Here is a 20,323-nt window from a genome sequence, read left to right on the forward strand (position 1 = left end):
GCTTAAGCGGCGGTGCGCGGGCGGGTGTTGCGGAATTCGATGCGCTTCTTGGCCGTGCCGACCTCGACGATGCGCTTCACGAAGATGCCGGGCGTGTGGATGTGGTCGGGATTGAGTTCACCCGCCGGAACCAGATGCTCGACCTCGGCGACGGTGATCTTGGCGGCGGTCGCCATCATCGGGTTAAAATTGCGCGCGGTCTTGCGGTAGATGAGGTTGCCGGCGGTGTCGCCCTTCCAGGCGTGGACGATGGCGAGGTCGGCGAACAGGCCGCGTTCCATCAGATACTTCTCGCCGTCGAACTCCTTCACTTCCTTGCCTTCGGCGATCAGCGTGCCGACGCCGGTCTTGGTGTAGAAGGCCGGGATGCCGGCGCCGCCGGCGCGGATGCGCTCGGCAAGCGTGCCCTGCGGATTGAATTCGAGTTCCAGCTCGCCGGCGAGGAATTGCTGGGCGAACAGCTTGTTCTCGCCGACATAGGACGAGATCATCTTCTTGATCTGCCGGGTTTCCAAGAGGCGGCTGAGCCCGATGCCGTCGACACCGGCATTGTTGGAGACCACCGTCAGGCCCATGACGCCGGACTCGCGGATCGCGTCCGAGAGCTCCTCGGCAATGCCGCAGAGGCCGAAGCCTCCCGACATGATCATCATGTTGTCTTTCAAGATGCCGTTGAGAGCCGACTTGGCGTCGGGATAGACCTTGTTCATGCAAATAACCTTCGACTGAACCTTCGGCTTGGAGGCGGCGCGCCCTATTGGCGGCGATTATTAGGCGAAATCCTCCAAAGCCGTCAATGATACGGGGTTCTCCGCACCGCGCCCGGGTGATAGAAGCTGCCCACACCGTGGGCAGAACCGTCCCCGGCCTTGAAAGCGACAAGAAAACCCATCAAGTTGCGGGGGTTGGGCGTGGGCACGCAGGTTTCCCGACCCGCCCTCCTGGCTCCAACGACCAACCCGATCAGGACATGCCATTGACCATGGCCCAAGGAATGAAGCGCCTCGGGACGCCGATCGCGGCGCTGCTCGGCGTCGCGCTGATCGCCCTGATCGCGACCTCATGGCTCATCAACCGCGACGCGCTGCGCAAGGCGGTCGAAGCGCAGATCCGCGACGTCACCGGGCTCGAGCTCAGTGTCGCAGGCGCAATCGACATCTCCGTACTGCCGGCGAGCTACATCTCCTTCCGTGACGTCGGCCTCAAGGGCGGCGGCACCAGCGATCCCGCGCTCCAGGTCGACGTGCTCACCGCCAATCTGCGGCTGCTGCCTTTGCTGCTGCAACGGTTCGAGATCGCCGACCTGACGCTGCTGCGGCCGCGCATCCATGTCAGCCTGAAGCCGGACGGCCAGAGCAACTGGACGCCCTTCATCCAGACCATCGCGCGCACCATGAAGCCCGGCGCCGAGAACCAGCTCTCGTTCTCTGAAATCCGGATCCAGGACGGCGTGCTCGACTACCAGGACGCCGCCACGCACGGCACCGAGAAGTTCGAGGACATCGACCTGTCACTGGCCTGGCCTTCGATCTCGCGCTCCTTCGCCGCGACCGGACAGTTCGACTGGCGCGGCGAGCGTGTCGACGGCTCGATCAGCTTTTCCGATTTCGTCGCCGCCCTCTCCGGCGAGCGCTCGGGGTTGAAGGCGCGGATCGCCAGCGCACCGCTCAAGCTCGCTTTCGACGGCAGCGTCGCCAACCGCACCAGCCCGATGATGGAGGGGACGCTGACGATCGACAGCCCCTCCTTGCGCAACGCGCTGCGCTGGACCGGGCAGCCACAACCCGCCAGCGGCGGCTTCGGCCGCTTCGTGCTGAAGGCGCGCGCCAACGTCGTCGGCGCTTCGATCGCGCTCACCAACGTCAATGTCGAGCTCGACGGCAACGCCGCCGAGGGCGTCATGACCTACGCCAATAACGGCCGGCAGACGCTGCAGGCGACGCTTGCCGCCGACGCGCTCGACTTCACACCTTATATCTCCACCTTCCGCCTGCTCGCGAGCGGCGCGCGGGACTGGAACAGGCAGCTGTTCGATCTCAACGGATTGTCGACGACCGACCTCGACATGCGCCTGTCGGCAGCAAAGCTGACAGTCGGGCCGACCAGGCTCGGCCGCACCGCGATCGGCGCCAATTTGCGCAACGGCACGCTGGCGCTCTCGGTCGGCGAGGCGCAGGTCTATGGCGGCATCGCCAAGGGCTCGTTCGGCATCGCGCGCTCCGACACCGTCGCCGACATCAAGGCGCAATTCCAGTTCACAGACGTCGATCTCCAGGCCTGCGCCACCGAACTGTTCGGCCTCAGCAAGCTATCCGGTCGCGGCAACATCAACGTGTCGCTCTTCGCCTCGGGCTCGAGCCCGTTCGGCCTCGTGCAGTCGCTCGACGGCAGCGCCACCGTCACCGGTCACGACGGCGCGATCTCGGGCTTCAATGCCGAGCAGCTGCTGAAGCGCCTGGAGCGGCGGCCGCTGTCGGGCGGCGGCAATTTCCGCAACGGTTCGACGCCGTACAACAATCTCACCATCGCGGTGAAATTCTCCGATGGGGTCGCCACCGCCGAGGACATCCGTGTCGAAGGGCCGGCGGCGAAGATCACGCTCACCGGCACCGCCTCGGTGCCGACGCGCGAATACGACATGAAGGGCGTGGCGAGCCTCAACAGCACGTCGGGATTCGAATTGCCATTCGTGGTGCAGGGCCCCTGGGACGATCCCCTGATCTTCCCCGATCCGGAAAGCCTGATCCGCCGCTCGCCGGCCTCCGCGCCGCTGCTCGACATGCTGAAGGATCGCAAGGGGGGCGACGCCGTGCGCTCCGCGATCGAGCGCATCACCGGCAGCGGAAAGCGTCCTCCACCGGCGGAATCGCCGACGGCGGAGAACGCCAAAGAGAACGCGAAGGAAAACGCCAAATCCAACTAGGCTGATCAACGCAGCCTTCGCGGATTTCGGTAGCCCGAGCTCAAGACGCTCGACATGCCTGCGACTTGCCAAATCCAAATCGAGCAGTGCTGCCGATTGCATCCCGGAGGTGGCGTTAAGCGGCCGATTGCGTCGTCGAAATCCAGGCCTTGTCCCCCTGTAGCACTGCTCCTCCGCCGATCTTCGATCCGGCCGAGACCTTGAGAGAGCCGCTCCCTCCCAGTTCGCGAGCCAACACCTCGCGGTCACAGGCGTCCTCCCAGAGCGAAACGGTAATGGCTGCGACGCAGTTGCTGATCATACTGGTCAGCGCCCGCGCTTCTGACATGAAACGGTCGATGCCGACAAGCAGCGCCACGCCGGTCACGGGCAGATCCGGCATGACGGAGAGGGTTGCGACAAGCGCCACGAAGCCGCTGCCGGTGACGCCGGCCGCGCCTTTCGACGTCAACAGCATCAGTCCGAGCATCGCCGCAATCTGCCCCCACGACAGGTGGATGTCGCAGGCCTGCGCGATGAAGATGGACGCCAGGGTGAGATAAATGGCGCTGCCGTCCAGATTGAAGGAATAGCCCATCGGCAACACGAGGCCGGACACGCCCTTCCGGCATCCGAGCTGCTCCAGCTTGCGCAGCGCTCCCGGCAATGCCGGTTCCGACGATGACGTGCCGAGCACGATCAGCAGCTCTTCCTTGAAGTAGCGGATGGTCTTCCACAGGCTGAAGCCGTTCAGCCGTGCTAGCGTGCCGAGCACGACGACCACGAAGAATGAGCAGGCGATATAGAATGTCAGGATCAGCAGTCCGAGCGAGCCAATCGATCGAATGCCGTAGCGGCCCACCGTGAACGCCATGGCGCCAAAGGCGCCGAGCGGAGCGAGCTTCATGACGAAGCCGAAGGATACAAACAGGACCTGAGAAAAGGAATCGACCGCCTTCGTCACCACGGCGCCCCCATCGCCGGCACGGCTCAGGCCAAAGGCGATCAGGATGGAGACCAGCAGGACCGGCAGCACTTCGCCGTCGGCAAACGCGCCAAAGAAGGAATGCGGGATGATGTGCAGCATGAAGTCCGCAAATCCGGTCGCACTCGCCTGCTTGGTGAATTTCGCGGCCACCGACGGATCCAGCGTGCTGACGGACACATGCATGCCGACGCCCGGCTGGATCAGCGACACGGCGACCAGCCCGGCCAGCAGTGCGAGCACGGTCAGCAGGTAGAACAGCGCCATGGATTTCACCAGCGTGCGGCCGACCTCGCGGGAATCGCTGATGCTGTTGATGCCGCTGACGATGGTGCAGAACACGATCGGCGCAATCATCATCTTGACCAGCTTGACGAAGCCGTCGCCGAAGGGCTTCAGCGCGGCACCGAACTCAGGCCAGAGATGGCCGGTGAGGACGCCCAGCATGAGGCCAATCAGCACCTGGACGTAGAGGATCCGGTAGAATGGTTTTCGCGTCTCGCCGTTCGCGGGCCCGACCAGCGCTTGCTTCTGCATTCTCGTTTCTCCCATGGCTCTGACTTTTCATGGCTCTGATTTTTCATGGCTCTGATTTTTGAAGGCTTTGAAAGCGGTCCGGCTTCAGGCCGCCAGGACCGAATGAGGGACGCGCGATCGACGGGCGAAGACATGGCCCTCGAGAATTCGCCGGGCTGTCCGCTGCACCCGGGCAATCGGACCGGGCTCCAGCCGAACCACGAGCTGGCCGGAAGGATGAGCGAGCGTGATCGGCACCGGCGGTGCCAGCGATCCAACCATCTCTGTGGCGATCGTCCCGGGCGTCACACAGGCGGTCGCGATCGCGACGGCGCCGGTCACCGCCAGTGCGCTATGGCAGTCGTGCGGCATGAAGTACCTGACGTTCAACGTCGCCCCGCTTGCGGGCGCGATCAGAACCGGCTTCGGAATCACCATTGACGCGGAATCCGGAAAACCCATCCGGCGTCCAGCCTCGATGCGCAAATGTTCGAGCCGCCCGCGGAAGCCGCCGTCGGCGAAGGCCGGAAGGGCCTCGCGACCGGTCCATCCGAGATCTGCCGCGCGGACCAGCATGACGGGCATGGCTGCGTCGATGCAGGTCACGTCGATCCCTCCGATGCGGTCGACCGGACGTCCTGTCGGCAGCAGGCGACCGGTGCGTGCGCCGGCGGCGTTGGGGAACGACAGTTCGATCGGCGCGGCCGTTCCCGGTACCCCGTCGATCCGCGCTTCGCCCTCATAGGTCACCCGTCCTTCCGGAGTGGCGACCGTCGCGTCGATCAGCTTGCCGGTGTTGACATTGTGAATGCGTACATGCGTGCGATCTGCGCTGGCGGCGACGAGGCCGGCTTCGATTGCGAACGGGCCGACGGCCGCCAGCATGTTTCCGCAGTTCGGCGAGGTATCGACGATCCCTTCGCGAACGCGCACCTGGGCGAACAGGTAGTCGACATCGGCCCCAGGCACCGTTGCCGGTCCGATGATCGCGACCTTGTTGATCACGGCATTGCCGCCGCCGATTCCATCGATTCCGAGATCGTGCCCACCTCCCATTACCGACAACAGGACCGCGTCGCGCGAGCTTGGGTCGGCCGGAAGGTCGCGGGCCAGGAAAAACGGTCCGCGCGAGGTCCCACCGCGCATGACCACACAGGGAATGGCAATCTGATCGTTCATGATGTTCTTCCGTTCGGCGACATGCTCGCCTGGACCAGAGCATCCTTCCTCCGAACTCTTTTGTAAAATGCAAATATCTGAGGTATTATTTCGTTAGTCGACATAATGGAGCCTTGCCATGAACGCAGAACTGCTCGACCTCAAGGCGTTCATCACCGTCGCGGAGATGGGCAGCTTCGTCCGGACCGCGAAGGCGCTGAATCTGTCCCAGCCGGCGCTCAGCCGACGCATTCAGAAGCTGGAGGAAAGTCTCGGTGCGCCGCTGCTCGAACGGTCCACGCGCCACGTCAATCTCACCATGACGGGCCGCGACTTCCTGCCGAAGGTCCGCCGTCTCATCGACGAGTTCGAGACCTCGGTGCTCGCCATCCACGATATCGGCGCGCGAAGTTCGGGTTTGGTCTCCGTGGCTGCGGTGCCGACGGCGGTGTTCTATTTTCTTCCGCGAGCGATCGGCAGGTTTGCCGAAGCCTATCCGCGCATCCGCATCCGCATTCTGGACATCGGCGCCAATGAGGGGTTGGAAGCGGTTGCGCGCGGAGAAGCCGACTTCGGCATCAATTTCATCGGCGCTTCGCATGCCGAAATCGAATTCGAGAAATTGGTCGAGGACCCTTTCGTCCTGGCCTGCCGTCACGACCATCCGCTGGCATCGCGCAAGCAGGTGAGCTGGTCGGAGATCGTGTCGCACCGGGTCATCACTGTCGGTCGCAACAGTGGCAATCGCGCGTTGATCGACAATGCGCTGGCGCGGCAGGGCCTGCAGCTGAACTGGTCCTATGAAGTCGCCCACCTCTCCGGCTCGCTTGGCCTGGTCGAGGAGGGATTGGGCATCGCTGTGCTGCCGAGGCTCGCGACGCCGGCCGCCGGTCATCCGATCATTCACACCGTTCGGCTGATCGAGCCGGAAGTGTCGCGGACGATCGGAATCGTGCGCAGGCGCGGGGCGACACTATCGCCACATGCCAGCCAGTTTTTGAAGATGCTCCTCGAGGCATGGCGCTCTCCTTCTCGAGCCAGCGGGCATGGCAAGCCGCGGCCCCGATCCGCTGAGGCAAGTTCGAACACGATATCGACGGGTCTAAAGCGGAAACGCTGACGGCTCGCCAGAGCGGGACGAGACCGTTCCCCAAACTGGAGTTCCTCGGCTGGCGCGAATTGATTGCCGCGAATTGATGCGGCGATTGGATCGATGCACGGGTTAAGCATCTCCGCAAGGCCCATCCCCACGACCTATGTCTGACAACAAGCCGCTAGATCGAGCTACCGCCATGCGCTAGTGTTTTATACGACCGGTTAAAAACACCGGCCGTTTGAGGGAGAAAAACGTGAAATCCAAGGTTATTGGCGCAGTATCACTGGCGGTCGCTGCGGCCGGGCTGTTTGCAGCCGCTGCACCCGCATTTGCGCAGCAGAAGACGATCACGGTCTGGTGGGGCAAGGGCTTCTATCGCTCCGAAGACGACGCACTGATCGAGACCATCAAGAAGTTCGAAGCCAAGACCGGCATCAAGGTCGAATTGTCGCAATACGCGATCCAGGACATGATTCCGAAGACGGTGGCCGCACTGGATTCCGGCACCGTGCCTGATGTTGCCTATTCCGACTCTTATGACGTGCAGGCGCAGGGCAAGTGGGCTTATGAAGGCAAGCTCGAGGATCTCTCCGACGTGATGGAGCCGATCAAGGGCCGGTTCGTGCAGAACACGCTGGATGCGTCGATCCTCTATAACGACGTCACCAAGAAGAAGGCCTATTACGGCTTCCCGCTGAAGCAGCAGAGCATGCACGTCCAGATCTGGAACGACATGCTGGAGAAGTCCGGCTTCAAGCTCGCCGATATCCCGAACGACTGGACGGGCTACTGGACGTTCTGGTGCGACAAGGTGCAGCCGGGGATCCGCAAGGCCACCGGCCAGCGCATCTATGCCGTCGGCCAGCCGATGGGCGTGGAATCCACCGACGCCTTCCAGTCGTTCTACACCTTCATGGACGCCTACCACGTCAAGCTGGTCGACGACGACGGCAAGCTCACCGTCGACGATCCCAAGGTTCGTGAGAACCTGATCAAGGCGATGAAGGATTACACCGACACCTACATCAAGGGTTGCACGCCGCCGTCCTCCACGACCTGGAAGGATCCCGACAACAACGTCGCCTTTCACAACAAGACCATCGTGATGACCCACAATTTCACGATCTCGATCGCCGCGAAGTGGTTCGAGGATTCCCAGAACCAGACGCTCACGCCCGAACAGCGCGAAGCCGGCAAGAAGGCCTATGAGCAGGATATCGTGACGGCGTCCTTCCCGAAGGCGCCGGATGGTTCGACCATCCGCTACCGCTCCGACGTCAAGACCGGACTGATCTTCACCGCGGCCAAGAACAAGGCCGAGGCCAAGCAGTTCATCAGCTTCCTTCTCCAGGAAGAGAACGTCCGTCCCTACATCGAGGGCGCGCTCGGCCGCTGGTTCCCGGTGACGAAGGAAAGCCAGGAAAGCCCGTTCTGGCAGGCTGACAAGCACCGCAAAGCCGTCTACACGCAGTTCAAGGGCGGCACTGCCGCGTTCGACTTCACCAAGAACTGGAAGTTCACGATCCTCAACAACGAGAACGTGTGGGCGAAGGCGATGAATCGCGTCGTCAGCGAAAAGGTTCCGGTCGACAAGGCCGTCGACGAACTGATCGCCCGCATCAAGCAGGTCGCGGGCTAAATCATCCTTTCCCTCTCCCCGCTATGCGGGGAGAGGTGTAAGAACAACACCGGCCGCGTTTCGCGGCCGGCATCTCTTTGAAGAGTCCGAAAAGAATGGCGATCACGCTCTCTGGCGATCAGGCAATCCCCAGCCCGCCCCTGTCGTCGCGGCTGACCCCGGCGCAGGTCTGGGGCATCGTGCTGCTCGCGCCCTATCTGCTCGTTTTCCTGGCCTTCGTCGTCTATCCCGTCTGCTACGGTCTTTGGCTGGCGCGCGATCCGCAAAACTATGTTGCGCTGTACAACGACCCGATCTTCGCGCGCGCCGCGGTCAACACGCTGATCTTCCTGGTCATCGGCATCAACGTGAAGATGCTGATCGCGCTGTTCCTGTCCGGCTTCTTCGCCCAGCAGCGCCCCTGGATCAAATGGCTGTCGGTCATCTTCATCCTGCCCTGGGCGGTGCCGTCGATCCCGACCATCCTGTCGGTGCGATTCATGCTCAATCCCGAATGGGGCGTGATCAACCACCTCATCTTCTCCTTCACCGGCGACGACGGCCCGAACTGGCTGAACAACCCGGCGGTGGCGCTGACCATGGCGATCGCCGTGCATATCTGGAAGTCACTGCCCTTCTGGACGCTGATCCTGCTGACCGGACGGCTCGCCATCCCCCACGATCTGTACGAGGCGTCCGAAGTCGACGGCGCCAACCCGTGGCAGAAATTCCGCTTCATCACCTGGCCGTCGATGCAGACACTCTATGTCACTTGCACGCTGCTCTCGATGATCTGGACGCTCGGCGACTTCAACAGTGTCTATCTGCTCACCGGCGGCGGCCCGGCCGATCTCACGCATGTGCTGTCGACGCTCGGCATCCGCTATCTCCGGCTCGACCAGCTCTCGCTCGCGATGGCATCCATCGTCGTCGCGATGCCGCTGGTGCTGCCGCTGGTCTATTTCATGATGAAACGGTTGTCGCGATGAAGCTTCCCACCCTCCAAGAAGTTGGCAAGGAAGCCAAGCTGCTGCTGATCGGCATCCCGGTCTTCATCTGGACCATGGTACCGATCTACCACATGTTCCTGTTCGCGATCTCGCCGAAGGAGGACGCGTTCTCGGGCAAGCTGTGGCCGGATCATCCGACACTGCACAACTTCCACATCGTGTTCTACCAGGAGCATTATTTCCTGCGCGATTTCTGGATCCAGTTCTGGAATTCGACCGTCATCGCGCTGTCCGCCGGCGCACTGACATTGTTCATCGCGACCGCCGCCGCATTCTCGATCTCGCGGCTGCGGGTGCCGGGTGGCCGCTGGGTGATGAACCTGGCCCTGTTCACCTACTTCATCCCGGCCGCGTTCCTCGCCGTGCCGATGTACCGCACCATGGGCAATTACGGCCTGCTCAACAATCACTGGTCGCTGATCCTCGCCATGGTGACGATTGCCTCGCCTTACGCGATCTGGGTGCTGAAGCAGGCGTCCGACAAGCTGCCGGTCGAGCTCGACGAGGCCGCCGTGATGGACGGCGCGACCACGCTGCAGCTGTTCCGCCTGGTCTATGTGCCACTGATGATGCCTTCGCTGGTCGCGATCGGTACGTACGCGGTGCTGCTTGCCTGGAACGAATATCTCTACGCGTTCCTGCTGCTGTCCAAGGACACCAACATCACCCTCCCCGTGGCACTCGGCAACTTCCTCGCCGCCGACGACTCGCCGTGGGAGCTGTTGATGACCACCGGCTTCATCTACGCACTGCCGCCGGCCGCGATCTACTACGCCTTCCGCCGCTACATGGTGGGCGGGCTCACGGCAGGTGCGGTCAAGTCCTGACGCGACAGGACGCATCGGGTCGCCGCAAGCAGGACGTTCGAGCGACAACGTGGACAATTGCGGGTTGTCCACGCCTGCTCTAACCTCCGTGCCCCTATGCAGGGCACGGCATCATGCGCAGCAACGACGCGATCCATCTCGGCCTGATGCTGCTGGCGCTCGCGGCAGCCTATCTGATGCCGTTCGAGCTGTTGCTGCTGGCTTATGTCGTGCTCGGCCCGGCGCACTACTTCACCGAGATTTCGTGGCTGCACGACCGCAGCTATTACCTGCCACATCGCGGGATTGCGGCAGCCCTCGCAATCATCGCCGTGGTCGCGGCCCTGATCGACAACGCCTCCTGGTTCGGCTTTGCGATGTGGGGCGCGCTGATCGTCTGCGCCATGCTCGCGGCCACCACCTCGGCGATCGAGAGCATGTTGCTGTTCATGACGGCGATTGCGCTGTCCGCGCTCATGTATTCGAGCGGATCCTCGCTCGCCGTGATCGGCATCCTGATTCCGACCCTGATTCACGTCTCGCTGTTCACGCTGATCTTCATGGTGCTCGGCGCGCACCGATCCGGCAGCCGCATCCAGGCTGCGCTGGTGGCTGTCTACCTCGTCGCGATCGCCACGATCCTGCTGCTGCCGCCAACCGCTGAAATCCGGATCGCAAGCTTTGCCCGGATCGGACAGGATTATTTCGGCAATGTCGGCCCGGCGCTCAGCCGGCTGTTCGGCGTGCCCGGCCTCGTCCTCGATACGAGGCTGACGAGCCTGCTCGCCTTCGTCTATACCTATCATTACCTCAACTGGTTCATCAAAGCCGACGTCATCCGCTGGACCGCGGTGCCGAAGGCGCGGCTGGCGGCGATGGCCGCCGCCAGCGCAGCTTCCACCGCGCTCTATTTCTACGACTACGCGTTCGGCTTCACCTTCCTGCTGGCGCTGAGCCTGATCCATATCCTGCTGGAATTTCCGCTCGACGCCCTGGCGCTGCGGCAGCTCGGGGCGGCGGTGCAGGGCGCAGTGCGCGCGCGGTATGCCGCCCCCGTCGCAGCCGCCGCAACGCGGTCGCGTTCCACAGGCACCAGAGGCTCGAAACGACCGCCCCGGTCGCGCTGATCATCCGAAGGCGCGCTTTCGTCGATAGGCAATCACCAGCGCGATCGACGAGCCGATGAAGTAGCCGGCGGTCGCACCCGACACCGCGCGGCCGACGATGATTGCCAGTGCGCGATCGCTCGCATCGATCACCGAGATCACGCCGACCGCATATTGCAGCGAGAACACGACAAGGTTGCGGATCAGGGCAAACGCGCTGCCCTGGCGGATGATTTCACCCGTCTTGTGATCGACGTCGAAAGGACGCGGCGTCAGCACGCCCAGCGGCAGTAATGCCAGCGCGGCCGCGATCCACGCGATCAGCGGCCACGCGCTGCCCTGAGGTCCGAAGCCGATCCGAGACATCCCCCAGACGATGAACACGACCGGCAGGATCAGCGCGCGCCAGATCGGCGTCGTGCGTGGCTGCATCGCTTGAATGCCCTGCCAGACCAGATAAGCGAGCAGGATCCAGACCCATAGCGGCGTATGGGCGGCGATAGCGAGCCAGCTCTTCATGAGACCTCCAGTCCAGCCGACCGGGCCGAGAAAGGCAAGAATGGGATTGACAACCTAAGTGTGCGCGCACGATATTCTCTACTTATTGCCTGTGCCGCGTATTTTTTCCATTCAATTGCCTGACGGATAGCAAAATGCTGCTACACCGACTGACAAGATTTGCCCTCATCGTGCTGATGCTTCTCTGCGGCGGCCTGGCTTGCGCGCAACAGCTTCCCGAGAATCCGAGCCCCAGCGCCACCGCGACGCCCTCAGACGTCGGTCAAGATCAGCGCATTACCAATCCGCCGCCGACGGGGCAATCGCCCGCAAGCGTGGGGACCGGCAAGCCGGCGCAGCAACAGGGTTACATCACCTACAAGACGCCTTATGAATTCTGGTTGACCGGCCTCGCCATCGCATTGGTGGTCACAATGGCAATCCTGCTGTGTGTAATGGCGGCGATCGGCAAACTCACACAGGAGTTCTATAAGGCCTTCCTACTTCTCGTCGTGGTTTTTGCCGCGTTGTTCTTGATCGTAGCCGGCTACACCGACACGCAGACCGCACCCGTATTCAGTCTCCTCGGCACGATCGTCGGGTATATTTTCGGCAAGTCGGCGGCCGGGGCGGCCGAAGAACCTCAGGGCCAACCGCCAGCCCTCAATGCTGCCAACGCGGCTCCTCCCAATCAACCGGCACCGCCGGGCACCGCGACCGCACCTAGAGGTTAACGTTAGACAAGAGGGCATCGTCATGGACTGCTTACGCACCGCAGTAGCGACCGCCGGTCTTATTCTGATTTCGGCGACCCAATTGGCATCGGCTCAATCAGCCCCGCCTGGAAATCTTGGTTTGCGTGCCCCGAATCTGCAGACCGCGATCGAGAGAAACGCGATAAGGCCTGATCTGGCGCCGATGACTCCCTATGTGACCCAGATGCCACTCCAAGTCCCCGGACTTGCGCCGGGACACGTTCCGACGGCCACAGGACTGCCTCCGAATGGCAATCAAGGTCTCACCGTTCCCGTCCGCTCGCTCGCCGAGCCGGTGGTCGCAGCAAACAGCGTCGGCTTTTACAACGACGCCGGTCAGCCACTCGGCTTCCAGTTCGTTGTCGGGGGAGTTTCACAAAAGATCGAGCTGGCACCACGGCAGATCTTGACCTTACAAGCCGAAACAGCCGGCAGCGAGCTCAAGGCCATCGTCGGGACGGGAAATACCGACTTCCAGACCGTGTTGGCACGCGGCAAGATTTACATCTTACGCGCGGACGGAGCCAAGTGGGTGTTGGCTGCTTTCTGAGAAGCGGGCCCCGCTCACCGCGGCGCCGCGCTCTCGCCTTGCGAACTCGATAGTTTTGAGGCGAGCGAAGCGATCACGATGACCACCGCGATCAGGGCGATCACCAGCGTGCAGATTGCGTTGATCTCCGGCTTCACGCCCAGCCGCACCTCGGAATAGATCCGGATCGGCAAGGTCGCCGAGCCCGGCCCGGTGGTGAAGCTCGCGATCACGAGATCGTCCAGCGACAGCGTGAAGGCCAGCATCCAGCCTGCGACGATGGCGGGGGCGATCAGCGGCAGCGTCACCGAAAGAAAGGCGCGCACCGGGTCGCAGCCAAGGTCCATCGCCGCCTCCTCCAGCGACCGATCGAGCGAGCCGAGCCGGGACTGCACGACCACGGCGACGAAACACATCGTCAGCGTGGTATGGGCGATCGTCACCGTCCAGAACCCGCGCTCGGCGTTCAGCGCGACGAACAACAACAGCAGCGACAGCCCCGTGATCACCTCGGGCATCACCAGCGGCGCGTAGAGCATGCCGGAGAACAGCGTACGGCCGCGGAAGCGCTCGCCGCGCGACAATGCGACCGCGGCGAGTGTGCCAAGCAGCGTGGCGATGGTCGCGGAGGAGACCGCGACGCGAATACTCATCCAGGCCGCCTCGATCATGGCGCGGTCATTGAAGAACTCGTGATACCAGCGCAGCGACCAGCCGCCCCAGACCGTCACCAGCCGCGAGGCATTGAAGGAATAGATGACGAGAATGAGGATCGGCAAGTAAAGGAACGCCAACCCCAGCGCGAGCGAGGCGACGTTGAAACGGGACAGGCGGGAGACCTTGCGCATGGCGTCAGCTCCCCTGTTCCAGCTGCCGCTTCTGAAGCCGCTCGTACAGCAGCAGCGGCACCAGCAGCACCACCAGCAGCACGATGGCCGCAGCAGAAGCGACCGGCCAGTCCTTGTTGGTGAAGAACTCGAGCCACAGGGTCTGGCCGATCATCAGCGAATTGGAGCCGGCCAGAAGGTCCGGAATGACGAACTCGCCGACGATGGGAATGAAGCACAAGAGCACGCCGGCACCGACGCCGGGCAGCGACAGTGGGAAGGTGACGAGCCAGAACACCTGCCACGGCGGCGCGCCGAGATCGGAGGCCGCCTCCTCCAGCACCGGCTCCATCTTGGCGAGCGTGGCGTAGAGCGGCAGGATCATGAACGGCAAATAAGAATAGACGATGCCGATATACATCGCGCTGTCGGTGGAGAGCCAGACCACGGGCTGGCTGACCAGGTGCAGAGCCAGCAGGATCTGGTTCAGCAGGCCGTCGTGCTGGAGGATGTTGATCCAGGCATAGATGCGGATCAGGAATGAGGTCCAGAACGGCACGATCACCAGCACCATTGCCACCGCCTGCCAACTCTTCGGCAGCCGCGCCATGCCGTAGGCGATGGGATAGCCGATCAGCAGCAGCAGCGCAGTCGCGGTCAGAGCGACGGTGAGGCTGCGCACATAGGCGAACACATAGATGTCGTCGGAGACGAGCAGCTTGAAATTGTCGATCGACAGTGCGGCAAAGGCCGCCTTGAGCGCATCCCACCCCGCGGTCAGGTCGAATACCGGCTCGTAAGGCGGCTGTGCAATCGCCGTCTGGGACAGGCTGATCTTCAGCACGAAGGCGAACGGCACCAGGAAGAACAGCGCCATCCAGACATAGGGCGCGATCGCGGCAAAGCGCGCCGGGCGCGCGAAGATGCGGCGCGAGCTCATGACGGCAGCACCACGCAATCATCGGGCGTGAACCAGGCGACGACCTGCTGGCCCACGCTATAGGCGTCGACGTCCAGACGCGCGCTGTTGGCGACGGAGGCCCGGACGATTCCGCCGGTATCGAGCTTCACTTTATAGGTGGTGGTGCCGCCGAGATAGCAGATGTCCGCGATCACGCCGTCTATGCTGTTGATCGTGGTTTCACGACCGGCTTTGCTCACCGGGGCGCGGCGCGACAACTTGATCTTCTCGGGACGAATCGCGATCGAGAATCTTCCCACACCGACCGGTTCGCGCGGCTCGGCCACCACCAGCGTACCCGCATCACGCGTGCCAATGACCAGACGATGACCGTCGCGCAATCTGGTCTCGCCGTCGAACACATTGACGTCGCCGACGAACTCCGCGATCCAGCGCGAGCGCGGAGCTTCATAGAGCTCGCGGGGGCTCGCGACCTGAGCAAGCCTGCCGGCGTTCATCACGCCGATCCGGCTCGCCATCGTCATGGCTTCCTCCTGGTCGTGCGTGACGACGATGAAGGTCATGCCGAGCCGGCGCTGCAGCTCCATCAGCTCGCCTTGCGTATTTTCGCGCAGCTTCTTGTCGAGCGCCGCGAGCGGCTCGTCGAGCAGCAGCAATTGCGGGCGGCGCGCCAGTGCGCGGGCGAGCGCGACGCGCTGGCGCTGGCCGCCGGAAAGCTGGTCCGGCTTGCGCTTCTCGAGCCCTTCGAGCTTCACCAGGGCGACCATCTCGGCCACACGGGCGGCGATGTCGGCGCGTGCCATGCCGGCGCGCTTCAGGCCGAAGGCGATGTTGTCGCGCACCGACAGATGCGGAAACAACGCGTAATTCTGGAACATCATGTTGATAGGCCGCTCATGCGGTAGCGCCTGCGCGATATCCTTGCCGTCGAGCAGGATGCGCCCCTCGTCCGGCGCCTCGAAGCCGGCCAGCATGCGCAGCAGCGTGGTCTTGCCGCAGCCGCTGGGCCCGAGCAGCGCGAAGAATTCGCCGGCCTTGATGTCGAGCGAGACGCCATCCACGGCGCGGAAAGTGCCAAAGGTTTTGACGACGCCCTCGATGCGCAGCAGTGGCCGGCCCGCCGCAGGAAGCGCAACTCCGGCGGCCGCATCAGCCGCGGCCCCTGTTCTGGGCAACTCGTCCCTCATGATCCTGCCAACCCCGATTCCGCCGCACGCTAGCCGCCGATCGTCCCTAGCTCAACCGTGCCGGGGGAGATCGTTCACATCACATTCGCCATGAACGCCGCCAGCGCGTCGCGGTCCGCCGCAGGCATGGTCAAGCCCAGCTTGGAGCGGCGCCACAGGACGTCCTCGGGGAAGCGGGCCCATTCGCAGGCCATCAGATAACGCACCTCGGCACCGGTCAGTTCGGGGCCGAACGCCGGGCCAAGTTCGTCGCGGGTCTTCGTCTCGCCTAGCACAGCCGGCAATCGCGTCCCATAAGCCGCTACCAGGCGCAGCGCCTCGGGCTCCGACAGAAAGCGCCAGCGGTCGCGCGCGAGGTCGACTTCGGTGTCGAAACGATCCCAGGCAAAATCTCCGCCGGGCAGCGCGGCGCCGGCAGTCCAGGGCGGCGACATCGGATAGAACGGCGTCAGCTTGGTCACCGCCCACTCCGCGCGCAGGCGCGAGGTGGTGACGTCGCCACCGAACACCGTGAGCAGCGGCGCCTTGCGCCGGCGCGCCTGGAACAGCATCGTGCCGTCGCGTCCGCGCACGGACGCCAGCGTCAGGTTGACGCCGGAGACCGTCCGGACCACGTCGGTCGGGGTGACGCGCTCACGAAAATAGCGGCTCGCCGCTTCGCAGAGATAGCCGACGTCGGCCCCCGGCATCGCCACAATTGCGGGATCGCCGGTGAAGGCGTGCGTGACCGTGCCGATCAGCGTGAAGTCGCGCTCGAAGGGCCGGGCAAAGATCAGCCGCCCATCATTGTTCTGAAAGACGTAGACGTTCTCGGAGTCGAACAGCCTGGGCACGATGATCTGGCTCATCTGCGTGGCCGCCATCGCGGGCTGCGGCTGCCGCAGCACGGTCTCAGCGACCATTGGCGTCCAGCCGCCGGTGGCGTTGGCCAGTGCCCGCGCCGTGATGGTGCGGCGGTGGCCGCGGTCGACCACCGCGAGCCGCCAGGTATCGGTTCTGTCGGCACGGACGCACCGCGCACCGGTCCGGATCGCCGCCCCATGCTCGGCGGCATCCAGCGCCGTCAGCACCACCAGGCGAGAGTCATCGACGACGCAGTCCGAATATTCGAACGCCGTGCCGAACGGGCGCTTCAGCGCGTTGCCGACCGGATGATGCGTGATGTCGAGTGTGGCCGAGGCCGGCAAGCCGCCCCGGTTCGTGAGACCGTCATAGACATACAGGCCGGCGCGCAGCAGCCAGGGCGGCCGCTCGTCGGAATGCGCGGGGATCACGAAGCGCATCGGCCGGACCAGATGCGGCGCGATCCGGAGCCAGGTCCGGCGCTCGGCCAGGGCCCGGCGCACCCGCCGGAACCTGCGCCGCTCCAGCACCGACAGATCACCGTGGATCAGCCGCGGTGTTGCCGAGGATGCCGCGCCGCCGAGATCGCCCTGCTCGAACAGGATCACCCGCAAGCCGCGGCCGGCCGCATCGCGCGCGAGGCTGACACCGTTCAGGCCGCCGCCGATGATCGCGAGATCGTAATCCGCCATGAAGCCGTCGAATGGGAGCAAAGCGCCCCATCATCACTAGAGCCATTTCCGCTCCGATGAAATCGGAACGGGGCTCTAGATTCTTATTCTGACGCTTTTTTCTTGACGCGAACCGGCGTCCACTTCGCTCGAAAACGCTCTAGCCGGTCTTGAGCGCAAGCTCCATGACTTCAGCGCGGCCGACGAGCCCGGCATATTTCCCGATCGGCAGGGGCTTGCCGAGCAGATAGCCCTGCACGCCGTCACAGCCCTCCTTGGCGAGGAAGGCGAGTTGCTCGACCGTCTCGACGCCCTCGGCGATGATCGACATTTCGAGGCCGTGGCCGAGATCGATCACCGCGCGCACGATCGCAGCCGATTGCGGATTGCGGCCGAGATTGGTGATGAAGGCCCGGTCGATCTTGATCTTGTCGAACGGGAACGCCTGGAGATAGCTCAGCGAGGAGTAACCGCTGCCGAAATCGTCCATGGAGATGCGCACGCCGAGCGCCTTCAGGCGGCGCAGCAGCGCAAGGCCCCGGTCGAAATCCTCGATCAGCACGCCCTCGGTGATCTCCAGCTCGAGCCGGCCGGGTGCAAGGCCGGTCTCGATCAGGATCGAATGGACGAGGCCAACCACGTCGCCGTGCATGAACTGCGCCGGCGACAGGTTGACCGCGACCTGGAGCGGCTTCGGCCAGGACGCCGCCTCTCGGCAGGCCTGGCGCAGGATCCACTCGCCCATCTCCACGATCAGGCCGCTCTCCTCGGCGATCGGGATGAATTCGGCCGGCGAGACCTGGCCGCGCACCGGATGCTGCCAGCGCGCCAGCGCCTCGAAGCCGATGATCTCGCTCTCGGCGACGCTGTGGCCGGCGGCGCCCTGCGGCTGGAAGGCAAGCGAGAGCTCGCCGTTCTTGATCGCCACCGACAGATCCTGGTGCAGCACGCGGCGATCGCGGATCTGACGGTCCATCTCGGGCTGGTAGAGGCTGATCGTGCCGCGCGACTTCTGCTTGGCGCGGAACAGCGCCGCACCGGCATTGGCGAGCAGCGAGGCGCCGTCGGCGCCGTTGTGTGGGAAGATCGACATGCCGGTGGTGACGCCGGCGCGGACCGCTCGGCCGTCGATCTGGAAGTCCTTCGCGACGGCGTCGCCGATCTGCTGCGCCAGCGCAAGACCCGCGTCCGGCTGCTTGCCGTCGATGATCAGGCCGAATTCGTCGCCGGACAGGCGCGCCACCACGCCGCCACGGGCGGAGTCCTGGAGCCGCTGGGCCACCTCGATCAGGAGCTTGTCGCCGAGCGCATGACCGAAGACGTCGTTGACCTCCTTGAGGCCGTCGAGGTCGACGCAGAGAACGGCGAACTCCTCGCCGGTGCCTTCGCACGCCTCGATCATTTGGGTCAGCGCCTGAAGGAAGGCGGCGCGGTTCGGCAGATCGGTGAGGCCGTCGTGATAGGCCATGTGCGCCATGCGCGACTCGGTCTGCCGGCGGTCGGTGACGTCCTCGTGGGTCTTGATCAGGTATTGCGGCTCGCCGGTATCGCCGAGCACAGTGGCGCGGCGGGTCAGGAACAGCCGCAGGCCGTCCTTGGTGGAGATCGGATGCTCCTCGGTGATCATCCCGCGTTTCTTGATCGCGGCCTCGTCGCGCGCGATGATCAGCTTGGCTTCCTTGGGGTTGAAGATGTCGGACGCGGTCAGGCCCGTGGCCTCCTCGCGCCGGCGGTTGAGGATCGTCTCCGCGCTGCGATTGGCGAGCAGATAGCGGCCGTCCTTGACCTGCTCGACGATCAGCGCCACCGGGATGTTGTCGACCACGAGCTCGAGGAACTTCTTGGTGCTCTCCAGCTCCTGCGACAGCGACCGGCGGTCGGTGATGTCCTCGAACACCAGCAGCAGAAACTCGGGCTTGTTGCTCTCGTTGCGGACCACGATCCGGATCGAGGCGACCATGCGCCGCTCGCCGCCGCGGTCGACCTCGAATTCGTTACGGAACTGGCCGTCCGGGGAGTTGAGCGCCGCCCGGTCGGTCGCCTCGATACTGGCTGCCGAGACCGGCGCAAACAGCTCGCGTGCGTTCTTGCCGACGGCATGATCCCGCGAGAACCCCCAGAATCGCTCATAGGCGCTGTTGGCGAAGATGTAGCAACCGTCCTCGATGTTCTTCGCGGCCACACAGGCCGGCACATGGTCCAGCACCGATTCCAGGAATTGCTTGGTGGAAGCGAGCTGTCGCGACAGCTTGCGCTGCTCGCTGACGTCCAGATGCGTCGCCACCGAGCCGCCGTTCGGCAGCACGAAAAACTTCACCAGGATGGCTCGGCCGTCGGGCAGCTCGGTGATGAGGCCGTTGTGGCTTGCCGCCTTCTCGTAGAAGTCATCGTCGGAGATGCCGCCAAGCACCCCGCGCTTGCGCCTGAGATCGAGAAGCTCATGGCCGTCCATATTGGCCCAGAGCTCCGACCGCATCAGGCCGTAGATATCGAGATAGCGGTCGTTGCAGAAGATGATGCGGCGCTGCGCATCTGTCATCACCACGCCCTGATTGAGATTGTTCATGGCGGAGGAGACGAAGGCGTTGCGCCGGAGCTGCAAACGCCTGGTCCGGCGCAGCGAGGAATGGATCCACAGCACGATCGCGGCGAGGAAGGCGCAGACGACGATGCCCGCGATCAGGACTTCCCAGACCACGTTGGGATCGAGCTGGCCGAGATAGCTCGGCGCGGCGAAGCCATCCGACAGCGCAAAGGCGCGCGCGGGCGCAACCGTGCCGGCCAGGCACACGACGGCCTGCACAGCAATCGGAAGCGTGCTGCCCTCGTGCCAGTTCTTCTCAGCCATCAGCCACCCGCGATTTCAACGTCGGATTGTCTGGCTTCACGCGTTT

Annotated in this window: 17 protein-coding genes; 8 read left to right on the forward strand and 9 right to left on the reverse strand. The window is 63.9% G+C overall.

Going from position 1 to position 20,323, the window contains the following annotated elements; all coding sequences use genetic code 11:
* Nucleotides 1–2: 2 nt before the first annotated feature.
* Nucleotides 3–710, reverse strand: coding sequence for a CoA transferase subunit A (locus RAD04_RS08915; RefSeq protein WP_461623472.1), 708 nt, complete (start codon nt 708–710; stop codon nt 3–5).
* Nucleotides 711–982: 272 nt separating this feature from the next.
* Here RAD04_RS08915 and RAD04_RS08920 point away from each other — a divergent pair, with 272 nt between their 5' ends.
* On the forward strand, nt 983–2,923 hold the full coding sequence (locus RAD04_RS08920; RefSeq protein ID WP_461617070.1) for an AsmA family protein: 1,941 nt from the start codon (nt 983–985) through the stop codon (nt 2,921–2,923).
* A 115-nt stretch (nt 2,924–3,038) separates the two neighbouring features.
* On the opposite strand, the gene dctA is transcribed toward RAD04_RS08920, so the two are convergent.
* Together dctA and RAD04_RS08930 are read right to left on the reverse strand one after the other, a co-directional pair.
* Nucleotides 3,039–4,424 carry a C4-dicarboxylate transporter DctA gene (gene dctA, locus RAD04_RS08925; RefSeq protein ID WP_461623473.1) on the reverse strand — a complete coding sequence of 462 codons (1,386 nt, stop codon included), beginning with the start codon at nt 4,422–4,424 and terminating at the stop codon, nt 3,039–3,041.
* An 84-nt stretch (nt 4,425–4,508) separates the two neighbouring features.
* Nucleotides 4,509–5,582, reverse strand: coding sequence for a 4-oxalomesaconate tautomerase (locus RAD04_RS08930; RefSeq protein ID WP_461623474.1), 1,074 nt, complete (start codon nt 5,580–5,582; stop codon nt 4,509–4,511).
* 118 nt (nt 5,583–5,700) lie between these two features.
* On the opposite strand from RAD04_RS08930, the gene RAD04_RS08935 reads away from it, so the two are divergent.
* From RAD04_RS08935 to RAD04_RS08955, 5 genes are all read left to right on the forward strand, one after another.
* Complete coding sequence (locus tag RAD04_RS08935) at nt 5,701–6,681, forward strand: LysR family transcriptional regulator (protein WP_038948430.1); 981 nt, start codon at nt 5,701–5,703, stop codon at nt 6,679–6,681.
* A gap of 229 nt (nt 6,682–6,910) precedes the next feature.
* Nucleotides 6,911–8,296, forward strand: a complete 1,386-nt coding sequence (locus RAD04_RS08940) for an ABC transporter substrate-binding protein (RefSeq protein ID WP_461623475.1) — start codon at nt 6,911–6,913, stop codon at nt 8,294–8,296.
* A 95-nt stretch (nt 8,297–8,391) separates the two neighbouring features.
* Nucleotides 8,392–9,264 (forward strand): carbohydrate ABC transporter permease, encoded by an 873-nt coding sequence (locus RAD04_RS08945; protein ID WP_461623476.1) that lies wholly within the window; start codon nt 8,392–8,394, stop codon nt 9,262–9,264.
* Nucleotides 9,261–10,112, forward strand: a complete 852-nt coding sequence (locus tag RAD04_RS08950) for a carbohydrate ABC transporter permease (RefSeq protein ID WP_461616922.1) — start codon at nt 9,261–9,263, stop codon at nt 10,110–10,112. Before RAD04_RS08945 ends, RAD04_RS08950 begins: the two co-directional genes overlap by 4 nt.
* A 113-nt stretch (nt 10,113–10,225) precedes the next feature.
* Complete coding sequence (locus tag RAD04_RS08955) at nt 10,226–11,218, forward strand: hypothetical protein (RefSeq protein ID WP_461623477.1); 993 nt, start codon at nt 10,226–10,228, stop codon at nt 11,216–11,218.
* Here RAD04_RS08955 and RAD04_RS08960 read toward each other — a convergent pair whose 3' ends face one another.
* Nucleotides 11,219–11,716 carry a DUF6622 family protein gene (locus tag RAD04_RS08960; protein ID WP_461623478.1) on the reverse strand — a complete coding sequence of 166 codons (498 nt, stop codon included), beginning with the start codon at nt 11,714–11,716 and terminating at the stop codon, nt 11,219–11,221.
* A 134-nt stretch (nt 11,717–11,850) separates the two neighbouring features.
* On the opposite strand from RAD04_RS08960, the gene RAD04_RS08965 reads away from it, so the two are divergent.
* Together RAD04_RS08965 and RAD04_RS08970 are read left to right on the forward strand one after the other, a co-directional pair.
* Nucleotides 11,851–12,429, forward strand: coding sequence for a hypothetical protein (locus RAD04_RS08965; RefSeq protein ID WP_461623479.1), 579 nt, complete (start codon nt 11,851–11,853; stop codon nt 12,427–12,429).
* Nucleotides 12,430–12,451: 22 nt separating this feature from the next.
* Complete coding sequence (locus RAD04_RS08970; protein WP_461623480.1) at nt 12,452–13,000, forward strand: hypothetical protein; 549 nt, start codon at nt 12,452–12,454, stop codon at nt 12,998–13,000.
* Between the two features lie 14 nt (nt 13,001–13,014).
* On the opposite strand, the gene RAD04_RS08975 is transcribed toward RAD04_RS08970, so the two are convergent.
* From RAD04_RS08975 to RAD04_RS08995, 5 genes are all read right to left on the reverse strand, one after another.
* Nucleotides 13,015–13,827: an ABC transporter permease gene (locus RAD04_RS08975; protein WP_461623481.1), complete on the reverse strand. Its 813-nt coding sequence runs from the start codon at nt 13,825–13,827 to the stop codon at nt 13,015–13,017.
* 4 nt (nt 13,828–13,831) lie between these two features.
* Nucleotides 13,832–14,746: an ABC transporter permease gene (locus RAD04_RS08980; protein ID WP_461623482.1), complete on the reverse strand. Its 915-nt coding sequence runs from the start codon at nt 14,744–14,746 to the stop codon at nt 13,832–13,834.
* Nucleotides 14,743–15,915, reverse strand: a complete 1,173-nt coding sequence (locus RAD04_RS08985; RefSeq protein WP_461623483.1) for an ABC transporter ATP-binding protein — start codon at nt 15,913–15,915, stop codon at nt 14,743–14,745. Before RAD04_RS08985 ends, RAD04_RS08980 begins: the two co-directional genes overlap by 4 nt.
* A gap of 74 nt (nt 15,916–15,989) precedes the next feature.
* Nucleotides 15,990–17,450, reverse strand: coding sequence for a glycerol-3-phosphate dehydrogenase (locus RAD04_RS08990; protein WP_461623666.1), 1,461 nt, complete (start codon nt 17,448–17,450; stop codon nt 15,990–15,992).
* Nucleotides 17,451–17,589: 139 nt separating this feature from the next.
* Nucleotides 17,590–20,277: a sensor domain-containing protein gene (locus tag RAD04_RS08995; protein ID WP_461623484.1), complete on the reverse strand. Its 2,688-nt coding sequence runs from the start codon at nt 20,275–20,277 to the stop codon at nt 17,590–17,592.
* Between the last annotated feature and the right edge of the window lie 46 nt (nt 20,278–20,323).

Source organism: Bradyrhizobium sp. 25ACV (genome assembly GCF_054863005.1).